Source organism: Haemophilus influenzae, from assembly GCF_900475755.1.
GTDB classification, from domain to species: domain Bacteria; phylum Pseudomonadota; class Gammaproteobacteria; order Enterobacterales; family Pasteurellaceae; genus Haemophilus; species Haemophilus influenzae_D.
Genome location: NZ_LS483411.1, coordinates 925,996 through 944,919 on the forward strand (window position 1 = coordinate 925,996; position 18,924 = coordinate 944,919).

Sequence of the window (18,924 nt, forward strand, 5' to 3'; positions counted from 1 at the left end):
AGATTACGTACTATGTGGGTAGTTTGCCATCCACGCATAATTTTTATTACTGGGAAATAATATGACAACGGAAAACGATTACGCAAAACTTAAAGAATTAATGGAATTTCCAGCAAAAATGACCTTTAAAGTTGCTGGAATTAATCGTGAGGGGTTAGCGCAAGATCTAATTCAAGTCGTTCAAAAATATATTAAAGGCGATTATATTCCTAAGGAAAAACGGAGTAGTAAAGGCACTTATAATTCGGTATCAATTGATATTATTGCTGAAAACTTTGAGCAGGTAGAAACACTTTATAAAGAACTGGCTAAAGTTGAAGGCGTGAAAATGGTTATTTAGTATGAATAATTCCCTTATCGTTCGTCAGTTAGGATTGCAAGATTATCAAGAAATTTGGCACAAAATGCAGAATTTTACAGATGGTCGAACCGAGGAAACGCAAGACGAAATTTGGTTGGTGCAACATCCTCCTGTATTTACCCAAGGGCAAGCAGGTAAACCAGAGCATCTTTTACAACGTAGTGAAATACCTGTAGTGCAATCGGATCGTGGTGGGCAAATTACTTATCACGCACCTGGTCAGCAAGTGATGTATGTGCTCATTGATATTAAGCGTCATGAGAATTTAAATGTACGTCAATTAGTTACCGCACTTGAACAAACGGTGGTAAAAACCTTAGCTGAATATGGTATTGAAAGTTATCCAAAACCTGATGCACCAGGTGTGTATGTGGATGGAAAAAAGATTTGTTCTCTTGGACTACGTATTCGTCGTGGTTGCTCTTTTCACGGGCTAGCATTGAATATTAATATGGATCTGAATCCATTTCATTATATTAACCCATGTGGCTATGCTGGTCTTGAAATGTGTCAATTAGCGGATTTTGTTAATCAAGATGAGGCTAATTGCGATAAGGTTTCAGCAAAATTAATTAAACACTTCGCCGAACTTTTAGGCTATAATGTAACAACTTTATAACATTTTATAAAAAGTAAATGCCCAACTTGGGCATTTTTATTTAGGAAAATACTATGTCTACTCCTTTCAAAATGGAACGCGGTGTAAAATATCGCGATGCGGCAAAAACCTCAATTATTCCCGTAAAAAATATCGATCCTAATCAAGAGTTATTAAAAAAACCAGAATGGATGAAAATTAAACTTCCAGCAAGTTCAGCTAAAATTGAAAGCATTAAAAATGGAATGCGCCGTCACGGGCTACATTCTGTTTGTGAGGAAGCATCTTGTCCAAATTTACACGAATGTTTTAATCATGGAACTGCAACTTTTATGATTTTAGGTGCAATTTGTACGCGCCGTTGTCCATTCTGTGATGTGGCTCACGGTAAACCATTACAGCCCGATCCTGAAGAACCACAAAAATTGGCAGAAACGATTCAAGATATGAAACTTAAATATGTGGTAATCACATCGGTGGATCGCGATGACTTACCTGATCGTGGTGCGGGTCATTTTTCTGAATGTGTAAAAGCTGTGCGTGAACTTAATCCTAACATTAAGATTGAAATTTTAGTGCCAGATTTTCGTGGTCGTGTTACACAGGCTTTAGAAAAATTAAAAGATAATCCGCCAGATGTCTTTAATCACAATTTAGAAAATGTACCGCGCTTATATAAAGAAATTCGTCCGGGTGCGGATTACGAGTGGTCACTTAAATTATTGCGTGAATTCAAAGAAATGTTCCCAAATATCCCAACCAAATCTGGTTTAATGGTGGGATTAGGAGAAACTAACGAGGAAATTTTGCAAGTAATGCAAGATTTACGAGATAATGGTGTAACGATGCTGACATTAGGGCAATATCTCCAACCTAGCCGTCACCATTTGCCCGTTGCGCGTTATGTTCCGCCTACCGAGTTTGATATATTTCGTGATAAAGCTAATGAAATGGGCTTTGAACATGCAGCTTGTGGACCATTTGTTCGATCTTCTTATCATGCTGATTTACAAGCCAGTGGCGGATTAGTGAAATAATTTAAAACTACGCTGAATTAAACCGCACTTTTTGCTTCTTACAAAAGTGCGGTTTATTTTTACAACTCAGAGTAACCGCCAATATTGCCTATTCATTAATCAACTATTAAGCCTATCATCATTTCCGCAATTGTAAGGAAAAGGATATCAAGAAAATAGTATTTTTAACTTATATTATCGAGTACCATGTAAGTTTTTGAAAAAAAAGAAAATATCTATAAATTATTCAATGTATAATGCAGTGTGAAGATAATATTAGATTATAAAGTTGGGGAAAATATGAGCTTATCTTATATCGTAATTTGCTCATCGCTTATAATAACTCTATACTACTAACTTGGTAGTGATGTTATGTTTTCTTCTTTTTTGGAGAGTCGATGCAATTTGAGCGAATTTCTACTGAACAAAAAAAACTTTCTCTCATTCAGACATTTTTACATCAAAATGCGCTTAAATTAGATGAACAAATCGAGTATTTTGTTGTTGGCTATAATGATAACGAACAAATCGTTGTCTGTGGAGGTTTAGCAGGCAATATCATAAAATGTGTTGCGATTGATGAGTCTTTGCGTGGTAGCGGTGTTGCCCTGCAATTAATTACTGAATTGGTTGATTTAGCTTACACGCTAAAACGCCCACACCTTTTTATTTATACAAAACCCGAATATGCAACGTTGTTCAAATCTTGCGGTTTTTATATCATCTCTGATGCCAATCCTTATGTAGTATTGTTAGAAAATAGTGCTACGCGTTTACAAAAACAATGCTCATTATGGGAGAAAATGCGTGTGGATGGTAATCGAATTGGCTCGATTGTAATGAACGCGAATCCATTTACCTTAGGTCATCGTTATTTAATTGAGCAAGCATTACAACAATGTGATCATCTGCATTTATTTATTGTTGGTGAAGACGCATCGCAATTTTCTTACGCTGAACGATTTGAAATGGTTAAACAAGGTATTTTCGATTTATCCAATATCACTCTTCATTCTGGCTCTGACTATATTATTTCTCGTGCAACATTTCCAAATTATTTCCTAAAAGATCAATTAATTACAGATGAAAGTTATTTTGAGGTTGATCTGAAGTTATTCCGTTTACATATTGCTCAAGCTTTGGGCATAACACATCGCTTTGTTGGTACTGAGCTAAATTGTCCCGTCACTGCCGAATATAATCGCCAAATGCATTATTGGTTAAGGGATGCCGAAATGAATGCAGCAAAAATAAATGTTATCGAGATACCTAGAAAAACAGCAAGCAACCAGATTATTTCTGCTTCTACAGTACGAAAGCATTTGGCTGAAAAAAATTGGGCTCAACTCGCAGAGTTTGTGCCTATGACTACGTTAAATTATTTACAAAAGTGCGGTCGTTTTTAAATACATTTTTATTCATCAATATACGGAAGGAAAATCTATGAAAATAACAAAAGTAGCCGTTGCAGGGACACTGGAATCCAGTGATGTTCAAGTACGGGTTCAACCTTTTGATTCACTCGATATTGAAATCAATAGCTCAGTAGCAAAACAATTTGGTGAACAAATTGAAGCGACAGTTCGTGAAGTATTAGCAAAACTTGGCATTACAGCAGCACAAGTCATTGTAGAAGACAAAGGGGCGTTAGATTGCGTGTTACAAGCTCGAGTAAAAGCTGCTGCAATGCGTGCAACTGATGAAATGATTAACTGGGAGGCTGTGTTATGAAATTAAGAAGAAGTATGTTATTTGTGCCAGGCTCAAATGCCGCCATGTTAAGTAATAGCTTTATTTATAAACCAGATTCCATTATGTTTGACTTAGAAGATGCGGTTGCTCTCAAAGAAAAAGATTCTGCTCGTTTATTAGTCGCTCACGCACTTCAACATCCGCTTTATAAAGAAATTGAGACCGTAGTTCGTGTTAATCCGCTAGATTCTGAATTTGGTTTATTGGATTTGAATGCGGTAGTGCGTGCGGGTGTGGATGTGGTACGTATGCCAAAAACTGAAAGCGCGCAAGATGTGTTGGATATGGATCACGCCATTACTGAGATTGAGAAAGCCTGCGGTCGAAAAGCAGGTTCGACTAAAATGCTAGCAGCCATCGAATCACCATTAGGTATCACTCAAGCCAACCAAATAGCTTTCGCTTCTAAACGTTTAATTGGTATCGCATTGGGTGCTGAGGATTACGTACGTAATTTAAAAACCGAGCGTTCACCAGAGGGGATTGAACTGCTTTTTGCTCGTTGTTCTATTTTACAAGCGGCACGTGCGGCTGGCATTCAGGCCTTTGATACCGTATATTCTAACGCGAACAATGAAGAAGGCTTCTTAAAAGAGGCTGCGTTAATTAAACAGCTTGGTTTTGACGGTAAATCCTTAATCAACCCACGCCAAATTGAATTGTTACACAACTTATTTGCACCGACACAAAAAGACGTGGAGCAGGCAAAACGCATTATTGAAGCGGCAGCAGAAGCTGAACGACAAGGGGCTGGTGTTGTTTCGTTAAACGGTAAAATGATTGATGCACCGATTATTGATCGCGCAAAATTGGTATTAGAACGTGCGAAATCAGGTGTTCGTGAAGAGTAAGGGAGATAAAAAGATGACAACAAGAGAACAACGTATTGAAAAATATCATGCTAGTCGCCCAGTTTATCAAGCTGAGCTTAAATCTGAATCCCTTGCGCGCACTGAGAAAGATCGTAAACTTTGTACTTCTTTAGAAGAAGCAATTAAACGCTCGGGCTTAAAAGATGGTATGACTGTTTCATTTCATCATGCTTTTCGGGGCGGAGATTTCGTGGTGAATATGGTGATGAATAAAATTGCCGAAATGGGTTTCAAAAATCTGACCCTTGCATCTTCATCCTTAATTGATAGCCACTTCCCGATTGTCGAACATATCAAAAATGGCGTGGTCACCAAAATCTATTCTTCTGGTTTACGCGGTGAACTTGCAGAGCAAATCTCTCGCGGTTTATTAAATGAACCTGTAAATATTCATTCTCATGGTGGACGTGTTCACTTAGTAAAATCTGGCGAATTAAAAATTGACGTTGCTTTTTTAGGCGTACCTTGCTGTGACACATTCGGTAATTCCAATGGATTTACTGGAAAAAGTAAATGCGGCTCTCTAGGCTATGCGCGAGTCGATGCTGAATGCGCTGACAAAGTTGTGTTGCTCACAGAGGAATTTGTTGAATACCCGCACCACCCAATCGGCATTGCTCAAGATCAAGTAGATTTAATCGTGCAAGTTGAAGCCGTCGGTGACCCGAAAAAAATTGGCGGTGGCGCAACCCGAATGACTACCAATCCACGCGAATTACTCATCGCGCGTAAATGTGCAGAAGTAATTTTTGCCAGTGGTTATTTTAAAGATGGCTTCTCATTACAAACTGGTTCTGGGGGGGCAGCATTAGCTGTTACACGCTTCCTAGAAGAAAAAATGCGTCGTGAAAATATCACTGCCGATTTCGCACTTGGCGGTATTACCGCAAGTATGGTGGCATTACATGAGGCTGGTCTTATTAAAAAATTATTAGATGTTCAAAGTTTTGACTCTGTTGCGGCTGAATCACTTGCTCGCAACCCAAATCATATTGAAGTTTCCGCTAACCAATATGCGAACTATAGTTCCAAAGGGGCATCGGTTGAACGTTTAGATATGGTTATTCTTTCTGCTCTAGAAATCGACACTAAATTTAACGTGAATGTATTGACTGGCTCTGACGGTGTGATTCGCGGTGCATCTGGTGGTCATTGCGATACCGCAGCTTCTGCACAAATAGCAATCATTGTGGCACCATTAGTTCGTGGTCGTATTCCAACCGTGGTGGAAAACGTGATTACCTGTGTAACACCTGGTGAAAACGTCGATATTCTCGTTACCGATCATGGTGTAGCAGTAAATCCTAAACGTCCAGATTTGATAGACGCTTTAAATAAAGCAGATATTCCTTTGTTTACCATTGAACAGCTTTGTGAGTGCGCTTACAGCATTACAGGTAAACCAAAAGAAATTGAGTTTACTAATAAACCTGTGGCTGTTGTTCGTTATCGTGATGGTTCGGTGATTGATACGGTGTATCAAGTTAAAGACTAGAATCAGCATTACAAGCGATCTACTTTCAATAGCCAAAATTAACTCTTGTCTTCCCATGATTATCAGGAAAGGAACCCAAAGAGTTGAAAGGGACTCAATTAGCTCTTTCAGCTTTCGCCAACACCCTATAAATGGAAAGCGTTAAGAAAATTTATTTTTATACAAAAGAGTGGTCAAATTTTGCAGCATTTTTTTACGACATTCTCTACAGAGGGTTCAGAAATTTCACTTGAAGCATTACTTAATGCTCGAGAGGAACGTGCAATTTTACAACAACAGCTTATAACACAATATGGACAAACCTTACTTTGCATCACTTTAACTGCTGTGGGTGGAGTAAAAAAAAATGCTTTGCTGGATTATGTTTTTAGAAAAGCTCTAGAAAATCTGACCGCACTTTTTACTCAGTTAAACATTACAGCAGTAAAAGAAATAATCCGTCCGTTAGAAACGGGGCATGAAGCCTATTTTGTATTACCGATAGATGCTCGTACGCTAAAAGTGCTGATGATTGAATTGGAAGAAAGCATTCCTCTTGCTCGTTTGTGGGATTTAGATGTGTTTAATGCTAAAGGCAATCTACTGAGTCGTACAGATTTTGATCTTTCTCCAAGAACTTGTTTAGTGTGCGGGGAAAATGCAAAAATCTGTGCCAGAACCCGCAAGCACGAGATTGATGAGATTGTGGATAAAATTCAATCTCTTGCACAAAATCATGATTTCGCAGAACATATTGGTGAACAAGTTTATCTGGCATTAATACAAGAGGCTCGCTTATCGCCAAAACCTGGTTTAGTGGATGCCATCAATAACGGTTCGCACAAAGATATGAACCTGCATACTTTTGAGCAAAGTGCGATTAGTTTAAAACCTTTTTTTACGCAGTTTGTTCTCAAAGGCATGATGACCGCGCATTTGTCTGAAAATCAAATTCTCGCTGAAATTCGTCCTTTAGGTTTATTGGCGGAAAAAGCAATGTTTAAAGTTACTGATGGCGTAAACACCCACAAAGGTGCTATTTTTTCTTTTGGTTTAGTGTGTACGGCAATTGGACGATTATTGGCACAAAAAAGTTTGGCTCAAAGTGCGGTAGATTTTGATGTTAAATTAATCTGCTCACTTGTTGCACAATTTACTCAAGGTTTAACGGATGAACTCAAAAATTATCCTGAACACTTGCCTAGTACGGCTGGAGTGCGTTTATTCCAAAAATATGGCTTAACAGGTGTCCGTGGCGAAGCAGAAAATGGCTTTAATCTCATTCAAACGTTGTTGCCACAATTTGATGAGTACCATCAGTTAGAATGGGAACATCGTTTACTGATTTTGTTGTTGAATTTAATGGCAATTAACTCCGACACTAACGTGGTTCATCGAGGTGGTTTAGCAGGATTGCATTTCATACAGCAAACAGCACGGGATCTGCTTACAGATCAACATCTTGTGACAGATAAAGCAGCACTGACACAAGCATTAATGAAATTTGATACCGCCTGCATTGAACGTAATTTAAGTTCGGGCGGTAGTGCTGATTTATTAGCACTAACAATTTTCTTTTTATCATTTAGAGGTAATTAATATGGCATTATCCAAAAATACAAAACTGGTGATTTTAATGGCTATCCCATTGATCACTTTCTTACTACCTGCTCCTGATGGGCTTTCTTTGATTGCTTGGCGATTACTTGGTGTTTATATCGCCACTATCGTTGGGCTTGTGCTTAAACCTTATGGCGAGCCTGTTATCTTATTGGCTGCAATTGCGGTTTCTGGTGTTATCATCGGTAATACTGAAGGGGCTAAAGAATTGGTTAAAGTCGGCAATATGTTGGATGGTTATAAATCTGGCACAACATGGCTTATTTTTACCGCATTCACTTTGAGTTCAGCATTTGTAATCACAGGTCTAGGTAAACGTATCGCCTATCATATGATCGGCGCAATGGGTAGCACAACCCTACGCTTAGGCTATGTTACCATGTTCTTAGATCTTTTACTCTCGCCAGCAACGCCCTCTAACACCGCACGTTCAGGTGGGATTATCTTTCCAATCATTAATAGCGTAGTGGTTGCTCTTGGTTCAGATCCAGAAAAAAGCCCGAAAAAAGCAGGGCGTTATTTGATGATGAACGTATATATGGTGGTTAAAACTACCTCTTATATTTTCTTAACCGCAATGGCGCCTAATGCCTTAGCTCTTTCATTAATGGCACCAATTCTTGGTTTTGAAACCACTTGGATCAAATGGTTCTTAGCTGCATCCGTACCCGGCTTACTCTGCTTATTCTTAATTCCATTAATTTGTTATTGGGTATCTCCACCAGAATTGAAAAAAGTGGATAATAAAGCCATTGCGAAAAAAGGCTTAGAAGAATTAGGTCCAATGTCTTTTCGTGAAAAAGCACTCAGCGTGTTATTCGTAATTGCATTATTCGGCTGGATTTTCTCTAATTCACTTCATATCAATGCTACCATTGTTGCAATCATTGTAATGGTGCTTTGTATTGTATTAAGTATCGTCACCTGGGACGATATCCTAAAAAGCAAAGGCGCATGGAATACCCTAGTATGGTATGGTGGTATCATCGGTATGTCTGGCTTGCTTGAAAAAGCTGGCTTCTTCAAATGGTTAGCAAAAACCCTAAGTACCATACTTCAGTTTGAGGGACATGGTATGATGGCGTTAATAGTGATTCTTACCTTAAGTGTCTCTGTACGTTATTTATTTGCATCAGGCGGTGCATATGTAGCTGCAATGGTACCTGTATTTGCAACGGTCGGACATGTAACAGGTGCTCCTACTGAATTGCTTGCTCTAGGCTTAGTCTTTGCTAATTCTTATGGTGGTTCAGTAACTCACTACGGAGGTGGACCAGGTCCAATTGCATTCGGTGCAGGTTATAATGATATAAAATCTTGGTGGATTACTGGCGCGATCATTGCTTTTGGTAGTTTAATTATCCATCTAACTATCGGTATGGCATGGTGGAAATTATTAATGAGTTTAGGCTGGTTATAGGCTGATCTTTTTTTAATTTAACTGCTATTTTGACGGTGTAGTAGACAAAGTAGTTGATTATAAATATATGCTTGCGCTTTCCTAAAAAGTGAGCTCTATTTAATCCTTTTGGTTTACCTTGAATATACACATCGTTGTAATCGCGATAAGCTAGTATTTCCTTTAATTTTATGAACTAATATTTACCTCATACTGCATTATATCTTGAGTATATTTATGAATATCTTATTTTTTAATGATTTACAAGCCTTTCTAGCTTATCAAAATATCCTGTTTAGTGTCTTTCACCGAATATTCACTAGCCAGAATTATCGTAAGTCTGTAAAATAGCCGACCGCTTTATTCGACTAATTATTTATAACACCTGACGATATTGTAGAAAATGACTCAAAAATTACATATTAAAACTTGGGGCTGTCAGATGAATGAATATGATTCATCTAAAATGGCAGATCTTTTATTAAGCACTCACGGATTAGAACTCACGGAAGCACCTGAAGAAGCAGACGTATTATTATTGAATACCTGTTCTATTCGTGAAAAAGCACAAGAAAAAGTGTTTCATCAACTTGGGCGTTGGAAAGAATTAAAGAAAAATAATCCAAATTTAGTGATTGGCGTGGGCGGCTGTGTGGCTTCTCAAGAAGGGGAACATATTCGCCATCGTGCGCCTTATGTGGATATTATTTTTGGCCCACAAACTTTGCATCGTCTGCCTGAAATGATTAATCAAATTCGTGGTGGTAAAAGTTCTGTGGTTGATGTGAGTTTCCCTGAAATTGAGAAATTTGACCGCTTACCTGAACCTCGCGCAGAAGGCCCAACGGCATTTGTTTCCATTATGGAGGGTTGTAATAAATACTGTACTTTCTGTGTTGTGCCTTATACTCGCGGGGAAGAAGTTAGTCGTCCTGTAGATGATGTGTTATTTGAAATTGCGCAACTTGCGGATCAAGGTGTGCGAGAGGTTAATTTGCTTGGTCAAAACGTGAATGCTTATCGTGGCCCAACGCACGATGGCCAAATTTGTAGCTTTGCTGAACTGCTTCGTCTCGTAGCCTCTATCGATGGTATTGACCGTTTACGTTTTACAACTAGCCATCCAATAGAATTTACCGATGATATTATTGATGTGTATCGTGATACGCCTGAATTAGTGAGTTTCTTGCATCTTCCAGTGCAAGCAGGTTCTGACCGTGTATTAACAATGATGAAACGTGGTCATACCGCATTAGAATATAAATCTATTATTCGTAAACTTCGTGCTGTGCGTCCAGATATTCAAATCAGCTCTGACTTTATTGTTGGTTTCCCAGGGGAAACTGCGGAAGATTTTGAGCAAACTATGAATTTGATTGCACAAGTGAACTTTGATATGAGCTTCAGTTTTGTGTATTCTGCCCGACCAGGTACGCCTGCTGCAGATATACCAGATGATGTGACGGAAGATGAAAAGAAACAGCGTCTTTATGTGCTACAAGAGCGTATTAATCAACAAGCCGCACAATTTAGTCGTCGTATGCTTGGCACAGAGCAGCGCGTGTTAGTTGAAGGGCCATCGAAGAAGGATATTATGGAATTAACAGGACGCACTGAAACAAATCGTATTGTTAATTTCCAAGGTTCTCCAGAAATGATCGGTAAATTTGTGGATGTGAAAATCACTGATGTTTATACTAATTCGTTACGTGGCGAAGTGGTGCGTACTGAAGATGAAATGGGATTACGTATTGCACAATCGCCACAAGAAGTGATGAATCGCACACGTAAAGAAGATGAATTAGGCGTAGGGCGTTATCACGGCTAATTAAAATGCTGAAATATTTAACCGCACTTTGAGAGATTAAAGTGCGGTTATTTTTTTAGGGATATATGGTTTAGATTTGCCAATCAATTGGTTTCATTCCATTGCTTTTCAAATATGAATTTGTTTTGGAAAAATGATGACAGCCAAAGAAACCTCGATGGGCTGAAAGTGGGGAAGGGTGCGGAGCCGTTAAAACAAGGTGACGAGTGCGGTCAATAATTTGTCCTTTTTTTTGTGCGTGACTGCCCCAAAGTAAAAATACCAGTTTTTCACGATGTTCATTAAGCACTGCAATAACTTTATCTGTAAACCTTTCCCAACCTAAATTGGCGTGTGAATGTGCCATACCACGTTCTACGGTAAGCACTGTGTTAAGTAGCAATACCCCCTGTTCTGCCCATTTGACTAAATAACCATGTGATGGCATTTGGAATCCCGAAATATCTTGTGTGAGTTCTTTATACATATTTAATAGGGAAGGGGGAATAGCAACCTCGGGTTTCACTGAAAAAGCCAAGCCATGAGCTTGGTTTGGTCCATGATAAGGATCCTGACCTAAAATCACCACTTTTACATCTTCAAAAGCGGTATATTTGAATGCATTAAATACCTCTTCTTGTGGTGGATAAATTGTTTTCCCGTTTGCTCTTGCAAGATGAACTTGTTGTAGAGCGTGTTGAAAGTAAGGTTGTTCTTTTTCTTTTCCGATAACGTCTGTCCAGTTTTTCATTATTCTATCCTATTAATAAGTTTTTATTCATTATAAACAAAAACACTCATTCAATAAAAAGTTAAATTAATGTTAAATTATTGATATAAATTTTATTTAAAAATTAATAAATTTTAATTTAGATCAAATTTATAAAAATTAATTAAAAAAATAACCTGCTCTTTATCAAATAAATCTAAAATAATTTGAAATATTAAAATGATTTGATAAAATTTGTACAGTTTTATTATTATTTTCGTGCCAATTAGGAGGCTATTATGATTAAAGGTATTCAAATTACTCAAGCGGCAAATGACAATTTGCTTAATTCATTCTGGTTATTAGACAGCGAAAAAAATGAAGCGCGTTGCTTATGTGCAAAAGGCGAATTCGCTGAAGACCAAGTTGTTGCAGTGAGCGAATTAGGTCAAATCGAATACCGTGAATTACCAGTAAACGTAGCACCAACTGTAAAAGTTGAAGGTGGCCAACATTTAAACGTGAACGTATTACGTCGTGAAACTTTAGAAGATGCGGTAAATAACCCAGATAAATATCCACAATTAACTATCCGTGTTTCTGGTTACGCAGTACGTTTCAACTCTTTAACGCCAGAACAACAACGCGACGTTATCACTCGTACTTTCACTGAAAGCCTATAATTTCAGTTTGAATGAAAAAAAAGAAACCCCGAAGTTATTCGGGGTTTTGTTTTATCTAAAAGGTTAAAAAATTTGACCGCACTTTTCCTTTTCATCTCTAGCGATTTCCGCGCTTTTCAGGTAGAATCCGCCAGTTAAATTTATTGATTTTTTGAGAAAAACTATCTTTTATGAAGAATATTCGCAACTTTTCTATTATTGCCCATATTGACCACGGTAAATCGACACTTTCTGACCGTTTGATTCAAACTTGTGGTGGCCTTTCGGATCGTGAAATGGAAGCGCAAGTGCTAGATTCAATGGATCTTGAGCGTGAGCGTGGAATTACCATCAAAGCACAAAGTGTGACTTTAAATTATAAAGCCAAAGATGGCGAAACTTATCAATTAAACTTTATCGATACGCCTGGACATGTGGACTTTTCCTATGAAGTGTCTCGCTCTCTTGCTGCTTGTGAAGGGGCATTGTTGGTAGTTGATGCTGGTCAAGGGGTCGAAGCCCAAACCTTGGCAAACTGTTATACCGCAATCGAAATGGATTTAGAAGTAGTACCGATTTTAAATAAAATCGACTTGCCAGCGGCAGATCCTGAACGCGTAGCGGAAGAAATTGAAGATATCGTGGGAATTGATGCGATGGAAGCGGTTCGATGCTCAGCTAAAACGGGTGTCGGTATCGAAGATGTATTAGAAGAGATAGTGGCAAAAATTCCAGCACCAGAAGGCGATCCTAATGCGCCATTACAAGCATTGATTATTGATTCTTGGTTCGATAACTATTTGGGCGTGGTATCTTTAGTGCGTATTAAAAACGGGGTATTACGTAAAGGCGATAAAATTAAAGTGATGTCCACAGGGCAAACTTACAACGTAGATCGTTTAGGGATTTTCACGCCAAAACAAGAAGATACGACTGTTTTAGAATGTGGCGAAGTGGGTTGGGTCGTTTGTGCGATTAAAGATATTTTAGGCGCGCCAGTTGGGGATACCTTAACCCATCAACATAATTCTGCAACTGATGTGTTGCCAGGTTTTAAAAAAGTAAAACCACAGGTTTATGCTGGTTTATTCCCCGTTAGCTCTGACGATTATGAAGCGTTTCGCGATGCACTTGGCAAATTAAGTTTAAACGATGCATCACTTTTCTATGAACCAGAAACTTCGACCGCACTTGGTTTTGGTTTCCGTTGTGGTTTCCTTGGCCTTTTACACATGGAAATCATTCAAGAGCGTCTAGAGCGTGAGTATGATTTAGATCTTATCACGACTGCGCCAACGGTAATTTACGAAGTGCAATTAACGAATGGTGATGTTGTTTATGTGGATAGTCCTGCAAAATTGCCTCCACTTAATAATATTGCTGAACTTCGCGAGCCGATCGCAGAATGTAATATGCTGGTGCCGCAAGAATATTTAGGTAACGTTATTACCCTTTGCGTTGAAAAACGTGGTGTGCAAACCAATATGGTATATCACGGTAATCAGATTGCACTGACTTATGAAATTCCAATGGGTGAAGTTGTTCTAGACTTTTTTGACCGTTTAAAATCAACATCGCGTGGTTATGCTTCGTTAGATTACGGTTTCAAACGTTTCCAAGCGGCAGATATGGTTCGCGTGGATATTATGATTAACAGCGAACGAGTAGATGCTTTAGCTTTAATTGTTCATAAAGATAATTCACAATATCGTGGTCGTGAATTGGTTGAAAAAATGCGAGAGTTAATTCCTCGTCAGCAATTTGATATTGCCATTCAAGCAGCGATTGGAAACCACATTATTGCGCGTTCAACCGTAAAACAATTACGTAAAAACGTATTAGCAAAATGTTATGGTGGCGACGTGAGCCGTAAGAAAAAACTCTTACAGAAACAGAAAGAGGGTAAAAAACGTATGAAGTCTTTAGGTAACGTAGAAGTGCCGCAAGAGGCGTTTTTAGCAATTTTACACGTAGGAAAAGATAAATAAGGAAAATTATGTCAAATTTATTTTTTGTGATTTTATTGGCTGTGGGTTTTGGTGTGTGGAAAGTATTAGATTATTTTCAGCTGCCAAATACTTTTAGTATTTTGTTACTAATTTTGACCGCACTTTCAGGCGTATTATGGTTTTATCATCGTTTTGTGGTGCTGCCAAAACGTCATCGTCAAGTGGCACGTGCAGAACAACGTTCTGGTAAAACCTTAAGTGAGGAAGATAAAGCCAAAATTGAACCGATTTCTGAGGCTTCAGAATTTTTATCTTCACTTTTTCCTGTGCTTGCAGTGGTATTTTTGGTTCGTTCTTTTTTGTTTGAACCGTTTCAAATTCCCTCTGGCTCAATGGAATCCACCTTACGTGTTGGCGATTTTTTAATTGTGAATAAATATGCTTATGGTGTGAAAGATCCGATTTTTCAAAACACCATTATTGCAGGCGAAAAACCACAACGTGGCGATGTAATTGTGTTTAAAGCACCACAACAAGCGTTAATTCGTACAGGTCTTGGCGCAACTCGAGCGGCTTTTGCAGAAAATCTTGCGTTAAGTTCAAAAGATAATATGTCTGGTGTTGATTATATTAAACGTATTGTTGGAAAGGGCGGAGACCGCATAATTTTTGATGTGGAACAAAAAACATTAAAAATTGTATATGGTAAAGAAGGTAAACCTTGTGAAATTGATTGCGAAACCAAGGCGTTTGAATATACACAAAATCCAACAAATCCAGCTTTTCCTAATGAATTAGAATTGACTGAAAAAGGCGATGTAACACACAATGTGTTAATTAGTGAATATCGTCGTTATTCAGGCTCTGAATTTTTCCCACAAGAGGGGATGCAAACTGCAGAATGGCTTGTGCCAGAAGGGCAGTATTTTGTGATGGGGGATCATCGCGATCACAGTGATGATAGCCGTTTTTGGGGCTTTGTGCCTGAAAAAAATATTGTGGGGAAAGCCACTTATATTTGGATGAGCTTAGAAAAAGAAGCGAATGAATGGCCAACAGGTTTCCGTTTTGATCGCTTCTTTACAGCAATAAAATAAGATGAATCATTTAGATCGACTTGAGCGTAAAATCGGCTATTGTTTTAATGATATTGCGCTCTTAAAGCAGGCACTTACGCATCGAAGTGCGGCAACTCAACATAATGAACGCCTAGAATTCCTAGGCGATTCCATTCTTAATTTCACTATCGCTGAAGCACTTTATCATCAGTTTCCACGTTGTAATGAAGGAGAACTGAGCCGTATGCGTGCTACTTTGGTACGCGAACCCACTTTAGCGATTTTAGCGCGCCAATTTGAATTAGGCGATTATATGTCGCTTGGTTCTGGCGAGCTAAAGAGCGGTGGTTTTCGCCGTGAATCTATTCTTGCCGATTGTGTAGAAGCGATTATTGGTGCAATGTCTTTGGATCAAGGATTAGCTGTGACGACCCAAGTGATTCGAAATTGGTATCAACAATTATTGGCAGAAATTAAACCGGGCGATAATCAAAAAGATGCGAAAACTCGTTTGCAAGAATATTTACAGGGTAAACATTTGCCATTGCCAACTTATGAAGTGGTAAATATTCAAGGGGAAGCCCATTGCCAAATTTTCACTGTTGAATGCAAAGTGAAAAGTGCGGATAAAATTGACCGCACTTTTGTGGCAAAAGGATCTAGCCGTCGTAAAGCTGAACAAGCGGCAGCAGAACAAATTTTAAAAGAACTGGACATCAAATGACCGAACAATTCGACAAAACCTATTGCGGCTTTATTGCTATCGTAGGTCGCCCAAATGTGGGTAAATCAACGCTCTTAAATAAAATTTTAGGACAAAAAATTTCAATTACATCACGTAAAGCACAAACTACCCGTCACCGCATTGTGGGAATTAAAACTGAAGGGGCGTATCAAGAAATCTATGTGGATACGCCAGGGCTTCATATTGAAGAGAAGCGTGCAATTAACCGCTTAATGAACCGCGCCGCAAGTAGTGCTATCGGCGATGTTGATTTAATTATTTTTGTTGTTGATGGCACACACTGGAATGCAGATGATGAGATGGTGCTAAACAAATTACGCAATGCAAAATCCCCCGTTGTGCTTGCTATCAACAAAGTAGATAACATCAAAAATAAAGATGATTTATTGCCGTTTATTACAGATCTTAGCAGTAAATTTAACTTTGCTCACATTGTGCCAATTTCTGCACAGCGTGGTAATAATGTTCATGAATTAGAGAAAATTGTACGCCAATCTTTACGCGAAGGTGTGCATCATTTCCCAGAAGATTATGTTACAGACCGTTCACAACGTTTTATGGCATCGGAAATAATCCGTGAAAAATTAATGCGTTTTACGGGAGAAGAATTGCCTTACTCTGTTACTGTTGAAATCGAACAATTCAAAGTGAATGAACGTGGTACTTATGAAATAAATGGCTTAATTCTGGTTGAACGTGAAGGTCAGAAAAAAATGGTAATTGGTGCGGGCGGTCAAAAAATTAAAACTATTGGTATGGAAGCACGTGCTGATATGGAACGTTTATTTGATAACAAAGTCCATCTTGAACTTTGGGTAAAAGTGAAATCAGGTTGGGCAGATGATGAACGTGCGCTGCGCAGTTTAGGATATATGGATGAATAAAGTGCGGTAAAATTTATTCGCATAATAAAAATCCCCATTATTGTGATGGGGATTTTTTGTTTTTAACTTTTCACTGAATACACTTTAAATTTTCCTGTTTGAGCAAGAACTTGATAATCATTGAAATGTTGTTTAAGTAGCTCGGGATAAGGCAAAAATGCATTGGCGACAATGCGTAATTCTCCACCTTGATTGAGATGCCATTTCGCTTGAGTGATAAGTTCTTTTACGGCTCGATAGGCGGTATCAATGCCATCGTGGAATGGTGGATTTGAAATGATCAAATCAAATTTTCCTTGTACATCAGAAAAGACATCACTGGCGTAAACCTCGCCTTGTAATTGATATTCAGAAAGTGTTTTACGCGCTGATTCTAATGCCATTGCGTGAATATCTGCCATCGTAATTTGTGCGTTAGGCGAGCGTTTTTTTATCATAGAGCCAATTACCCCCGCGCCACAGCCAAGATCGAGCACTTTTCCTTTTATTTTATTATCAATGGTTGAAAGTAACAGTTCCGTGCCTGTGTCTAATTCCGCCGCACTAAATACCCCAGGTAAACTATATATAGTTAAGTCTTCTAGCGTAGAATGTTGATAGGTTTTCCAGAAATTTTTAAGTTCAAAGTGCGGTTTATTTTGGAGTGAAAAATGATATAAACCACAACGGCGAGCAGAGTCAATTTTTGCTATTTCCCCATAGGGTGCTAATGTTTTTTCTACTGAACGTACGCCACAACGATTTTCGCCAATAATTAATATTTCTTGACCAATAGGAGCTTGAGACAATAGTTGAAGCAGTTGGAAATTGACTTCTTGTTTGTTTTTAGTCCAATAATAAACGATTAAATCGGCTTGACCTTGAAATTCAACGGAAAAATTGACCGCACTTTGCGTTCTTGCATAGTCAAAATAGCAGCTCCAAATTTGGATTGATTGGCATTTTGAGGCTAATGTTTGAGGAAAATTATCAGAAATTCCTCCAGCAAATAATACCGATTTACCATTAAAAAATGAAAGATGGCGTTCTAAAACTTGGCTCTCTAGAGAAATCACGCTTTGAATCCTGTGGGTTATTAGTTAAAATTATGCGTCATTTTAGCAAAGATTAATAAAAGAAATTAACACTATTTTTCAAGCAACGTTTTAAAAATTCACTTATGAACAGACGCGATCTTCTTTTACAAGAAATGGGCATTTCCCAGTGGGAATTATATCGCCCCGAGGTACTGCAAGGTTCAGTAGGAATCAGTGTGGCAGAGAATATTCGCTTTATCACTGTTTCCGATGAGAATATCAGTAGCTCGCCTTTGTTGGCTGATGTGCTGTTAAGCCTTGATCTTAAAAAAGAAAATTGCTTATGTTTGAATTACGATCAAATCCAGCATATGGAATGTAAGCAGCCTATTCGTTATTGGTTACTATCAGAAAATAGCGACCAAATTGACCGCACTTTAGCATTTTGTGTGCAGGCAGAGCAGGTTTATCGCTCGCCAAGTTGGCAGCAATTTCAATCTAATCATCAAGCCAAACGAGCGTTATGGCAACAAATTCAGCAGTCTTAATTATGTCTATTATTTCTCAAATTGAAGCCTGTGATTTCGAGCGATTGTATGAAATCGAACAGCAAGCACATCTGGTGCCTTGGTCGCTGGGGACGTTAAAAAATAATCAAGGGGAGCGTTATCTCAATTTAAAATTAATTGAGAATAATCAGATTATCGGTTTTGCGATTTGCCAAACCGTATTAGATGAAGCGAATTTGTTTAATATTGCGATTTTGCCTAATTATCAAGGTTGTGGATTTGGCAAATTATTGTTAGGCGAATTAATCTTTCAATTAAAGGAAAGAGGTGTACAGACTTTATGGCTAGAAGTCAGAGAGTCTAACCCTGCTCGTTTCTTGTATGAAAAAGTTGGTTTTAATGAAGTCGATATTCGGAAAAATTATTATCCGAAACCCAGTGGTGGACGAGAAAATGCCGTGGTAATGGCGTGTTATCTATAGATTTAAATAAT

The 18,924-nt window shown here is 38.3% G+C and carries 19 protein-coding genes; 17 read left to right on the forward strand and 2 right to left on the reverse strand.

What is annotated here, in order from left to right:
• The first annotated feature begins 61 nt into the window (after positions 1 to 61).
• From ybeD to miaB, 10 genes are all read left to right on the forward strand, one after another.
• Entirely contained in the window at positions 62 to 340 is a 279-nt protein-coding gene (gene ybeD, locus DQN24_RS04640) for a DUF493 family protein YbeD (protein WP_006995721.1), read from the forward strand.
• A 1-nt stretch (position 341) separates the two neighbouring features.
• Positions 342 to 980: a lipoyl(octanoyl) transferase LipB gene (gene lipB / locus DQN24_RS04645; RefSeq protein WP_048940939.1), complete on the forward strand. Its 639-nt coding sequence runs from the start codon at positions 342 to 344 to the stop codon at positions 978 to 980.
• A 53-nt stretch (positions 981 to 1,033) separates the two neighbouring features.
• Positions 1,034 to 1,996 (forward strand): lipoyl synthase, encoded by a 963-nt coding sequence (lipA, locus tag DQN24_RS04650; RefSeq protein WP_111695454.1) that lies wholly within the window; start codon positions 1,034 to 1,036, stop codon positions 1,994 to 1,996.
• Positions 1,997 to 2,373: 377 nt separating this feature from the next.
• A complete protein-coding gene (citC, locus tag DQN24_RS04655) occupies positions 2,374 to 3,381 on the forward strand; it encodes a [citrate (pro-3S)-lyase] ligase (RefSeq protein WP_048940942.1) in 1,008 nt (335 codons plus the stop codon).
• 37 nt (positions 3,382 to 3,418) lie between these two features.
• Positions 3,419 to 3,706, forward strand: a complete 288-nt coding sequence (gene citD, locus DQN24_RS04660; RefSeq protein ID WP_005639587.1) for a citrate lyase acyl carrier protein — start codon at positions 3,419 to 3,421, stop codon at positions 3,704 to 3,706.
• Positions 3,703 to 4,578, forward strand: a complete 876-nt coding sequence (gene citE / locus DQN24_RS04665) for a citrate (pro-3S)-lyase subunit beta (RefSeq protein ID WP_172453974.1) — start codon at positions 3,703 to 3,705, stop codon at positions 4,576 to 4,578. Before citD ends, citE begins: the two co-directional genes overlap by 4 nt.
• Positions 4,579 to 4,591: 13 nt before the next feature.
• Positions 4,592 to 6,094, forward strand: a complete 1,503-nt coding sequence (gene citF / locus DQN24_RS04670) for a citrate lyase subunit alpha (RefSeq protein ID WP_111695456.1) — start codon at positions 4,592 to 4,594, stop codon at positions 6,092 to 6,094.
• A gap of 180 nt (positions 6,095 to 6,274) precedes the next feature.
• Complete coding sequence (citG, locus tag DQN24_RS04675) at positions 6,275 to 7,672, forward strand: triphosphoribosyl-dephospho-CoA synthase CitG (protein WP_111695457.1); 1,398 nt, start codon at positions 6,275 to 6,277, stop codon at positions 7,670 to 7,672.
• A 1-nt stretch (position 7,673) separates the two neighbouring features.
• Positions 7,674 to 9,113, forward strand: coding sequence for an anion permease (locus DQN24_RS04680; protein WP_042593654.1), 1,440 nt, complete (start codon positions 7,674 to 7,676; stop codon positions 9,111 to 9,113).
• 382 nt (positions 9,114 to 9,495) lie between these two features.
• On the forward strand, positions 9,496 to 10,920 hold the full coding sequence (gene miaB, locus DQN24_RS04685) for a tRNA (N6-isopentenyl adenosine(37)-C2)-methylthiotransferase MiaB (RefSeq protein ID WP_111695458.1): 1,425 nt from the start codon (positions 9,496 to 9,498) through the stop codon (positions 10,918 to 10,920).
• Positions 10,921 to 10,990: 70 nt separating this feature from the next.
• Here miaB and ung read toward each other — a convergent pair whose 3' ends face one another.
• Positions 10,991 to 11,650 carry a uracil-DNA glycosylase gene (gene ung / locus DQN24_RS04690; RefSeq protein ID WP_111695459.1) on the reverse strand — a complete coding sequence of 220 codons (660 nt, stop codon included), beginning with the start codon at positions 11,648 to 11,650 and terminating at the stop codon, positions 10,991 to 10,993.
• A gap of 257 nt (positions 11,651 to 11,907) precedes the next feature.
• Between ung and grcA the strand changes: the two genes are divergently transcribed.
• The 5 genes from grcA (at position 11,908) to era (ending at position 16,906) form a co-directional block, all read left to right on the forward strand.
• On the forward strand, positions 11,908 to 12,291 hold the full coding sequence (gene grcA / locus DQN24_RS04695) for an autonomous glycyl radical cofactor GrcA (RefSeq protein WP_005628746.1): 384 nt from the start codon (positions 11,908 to 11,910) through the stop codon (positions 12,289 to 12,291).
• Positions 12,292 to 12,461: 170 nt separating this feature from the next.
• Positions 12,462 to 14,258: a translation elongation factor 4 gene (gene lepA / locus DQN24_RS04700; RefSeq protein WP_111695460.1), complete on the forward strand. Its 1,797-nt coding sequence runs from the start codon at positions 12,462 to 12,464 to the stop codon at positions 14,256 to 14,258.
• A gap of 8 nt (positions 14,259 to 14,266) precedes the next feature.
• Positions 14,267 to 15,316, forward strand: coding sequence for a signal peptidase I (gene lepB, locus DQN24_RS04705; protein ID WP_021035502.1), 1,050 nt, complete (start codon positions 14,267 to 14,269; stop codon positions 15,314 to 15,316).
• Between the two features lies 1 nt (position 15,317).
• Positions 15,318 to 16,001, forward strand: a complete 684-nt coding sequence (gene rnc, locus DQN24_RS04710) for a ribonuclease III (RefSeq protein WP_038439622.1) — start codon at positions 15,318 to 15,320, stop codon at positions 15,999 to 16,001.
• A complete protein-coding gene (gene era, locus DQN24_RS04715; protein WP_021035500.1) occupies positions 15,998 to 16,906 on the forward strand; it encodes a GTPase Era in 909 nt (302 codons plus the stop codon). Before rnc ends, era begins: the two co-directional genes overlap by 4 nt.
• A 62-nt stretch (positions 16,907 to 16,968) precedes the next feature.
• Here era and rsmC read toward each other — a convergent pair whose 3' ends face one another.
• Positions 16,969 to 17,961 (reverse strand): 16S rRNA (guanine(1207)-N(2))-methyltransferase RsmC, encoded by a 993-nt coding sequence (gene rsmC / locus DQN24_RS04720; RefSeq protein ID WP_021035499.1) that lies wholly within the window; start codon positions 17,959 to 17,961, stop codon positions 16,969 to 16,971.
• A gap of 104 nt (positions 17,962 to 18,065) precedes the next feature.
• Between rsmC and holD the strand changes: the two genes are divergently transcribed.
• Both holD and rimI read left to right on the forward strand, forming a co-directional pair.
• Complete coding sequence (gene holD, locus DQN24_RS04725; RefSeq protein WP_021035498.1) at positions 18,066 to 18,470, forward strand: DNA polymerase III subunit psi; 405 nt, start codon at positions 18,066 to 18,068, stop codon at positions 18,468 to 18,470.
• Between the two features lie 2 nt (positions 18,471 to 18,472).
• Positions 18,473 to 18,913, forward strand: a complete 441-nt coding sequence (gene rimI / locus DQN24_RS04730) for a ribosomal protein S18-alanine N-acetyltransferase (protein WP_021035497.1) — start codon at positions 18,473 to 18,475, stop codon at positions 18,911 to 18,913.
• Positions 18,914 to 18,924 lie beyond the last annotated feature (11 nt).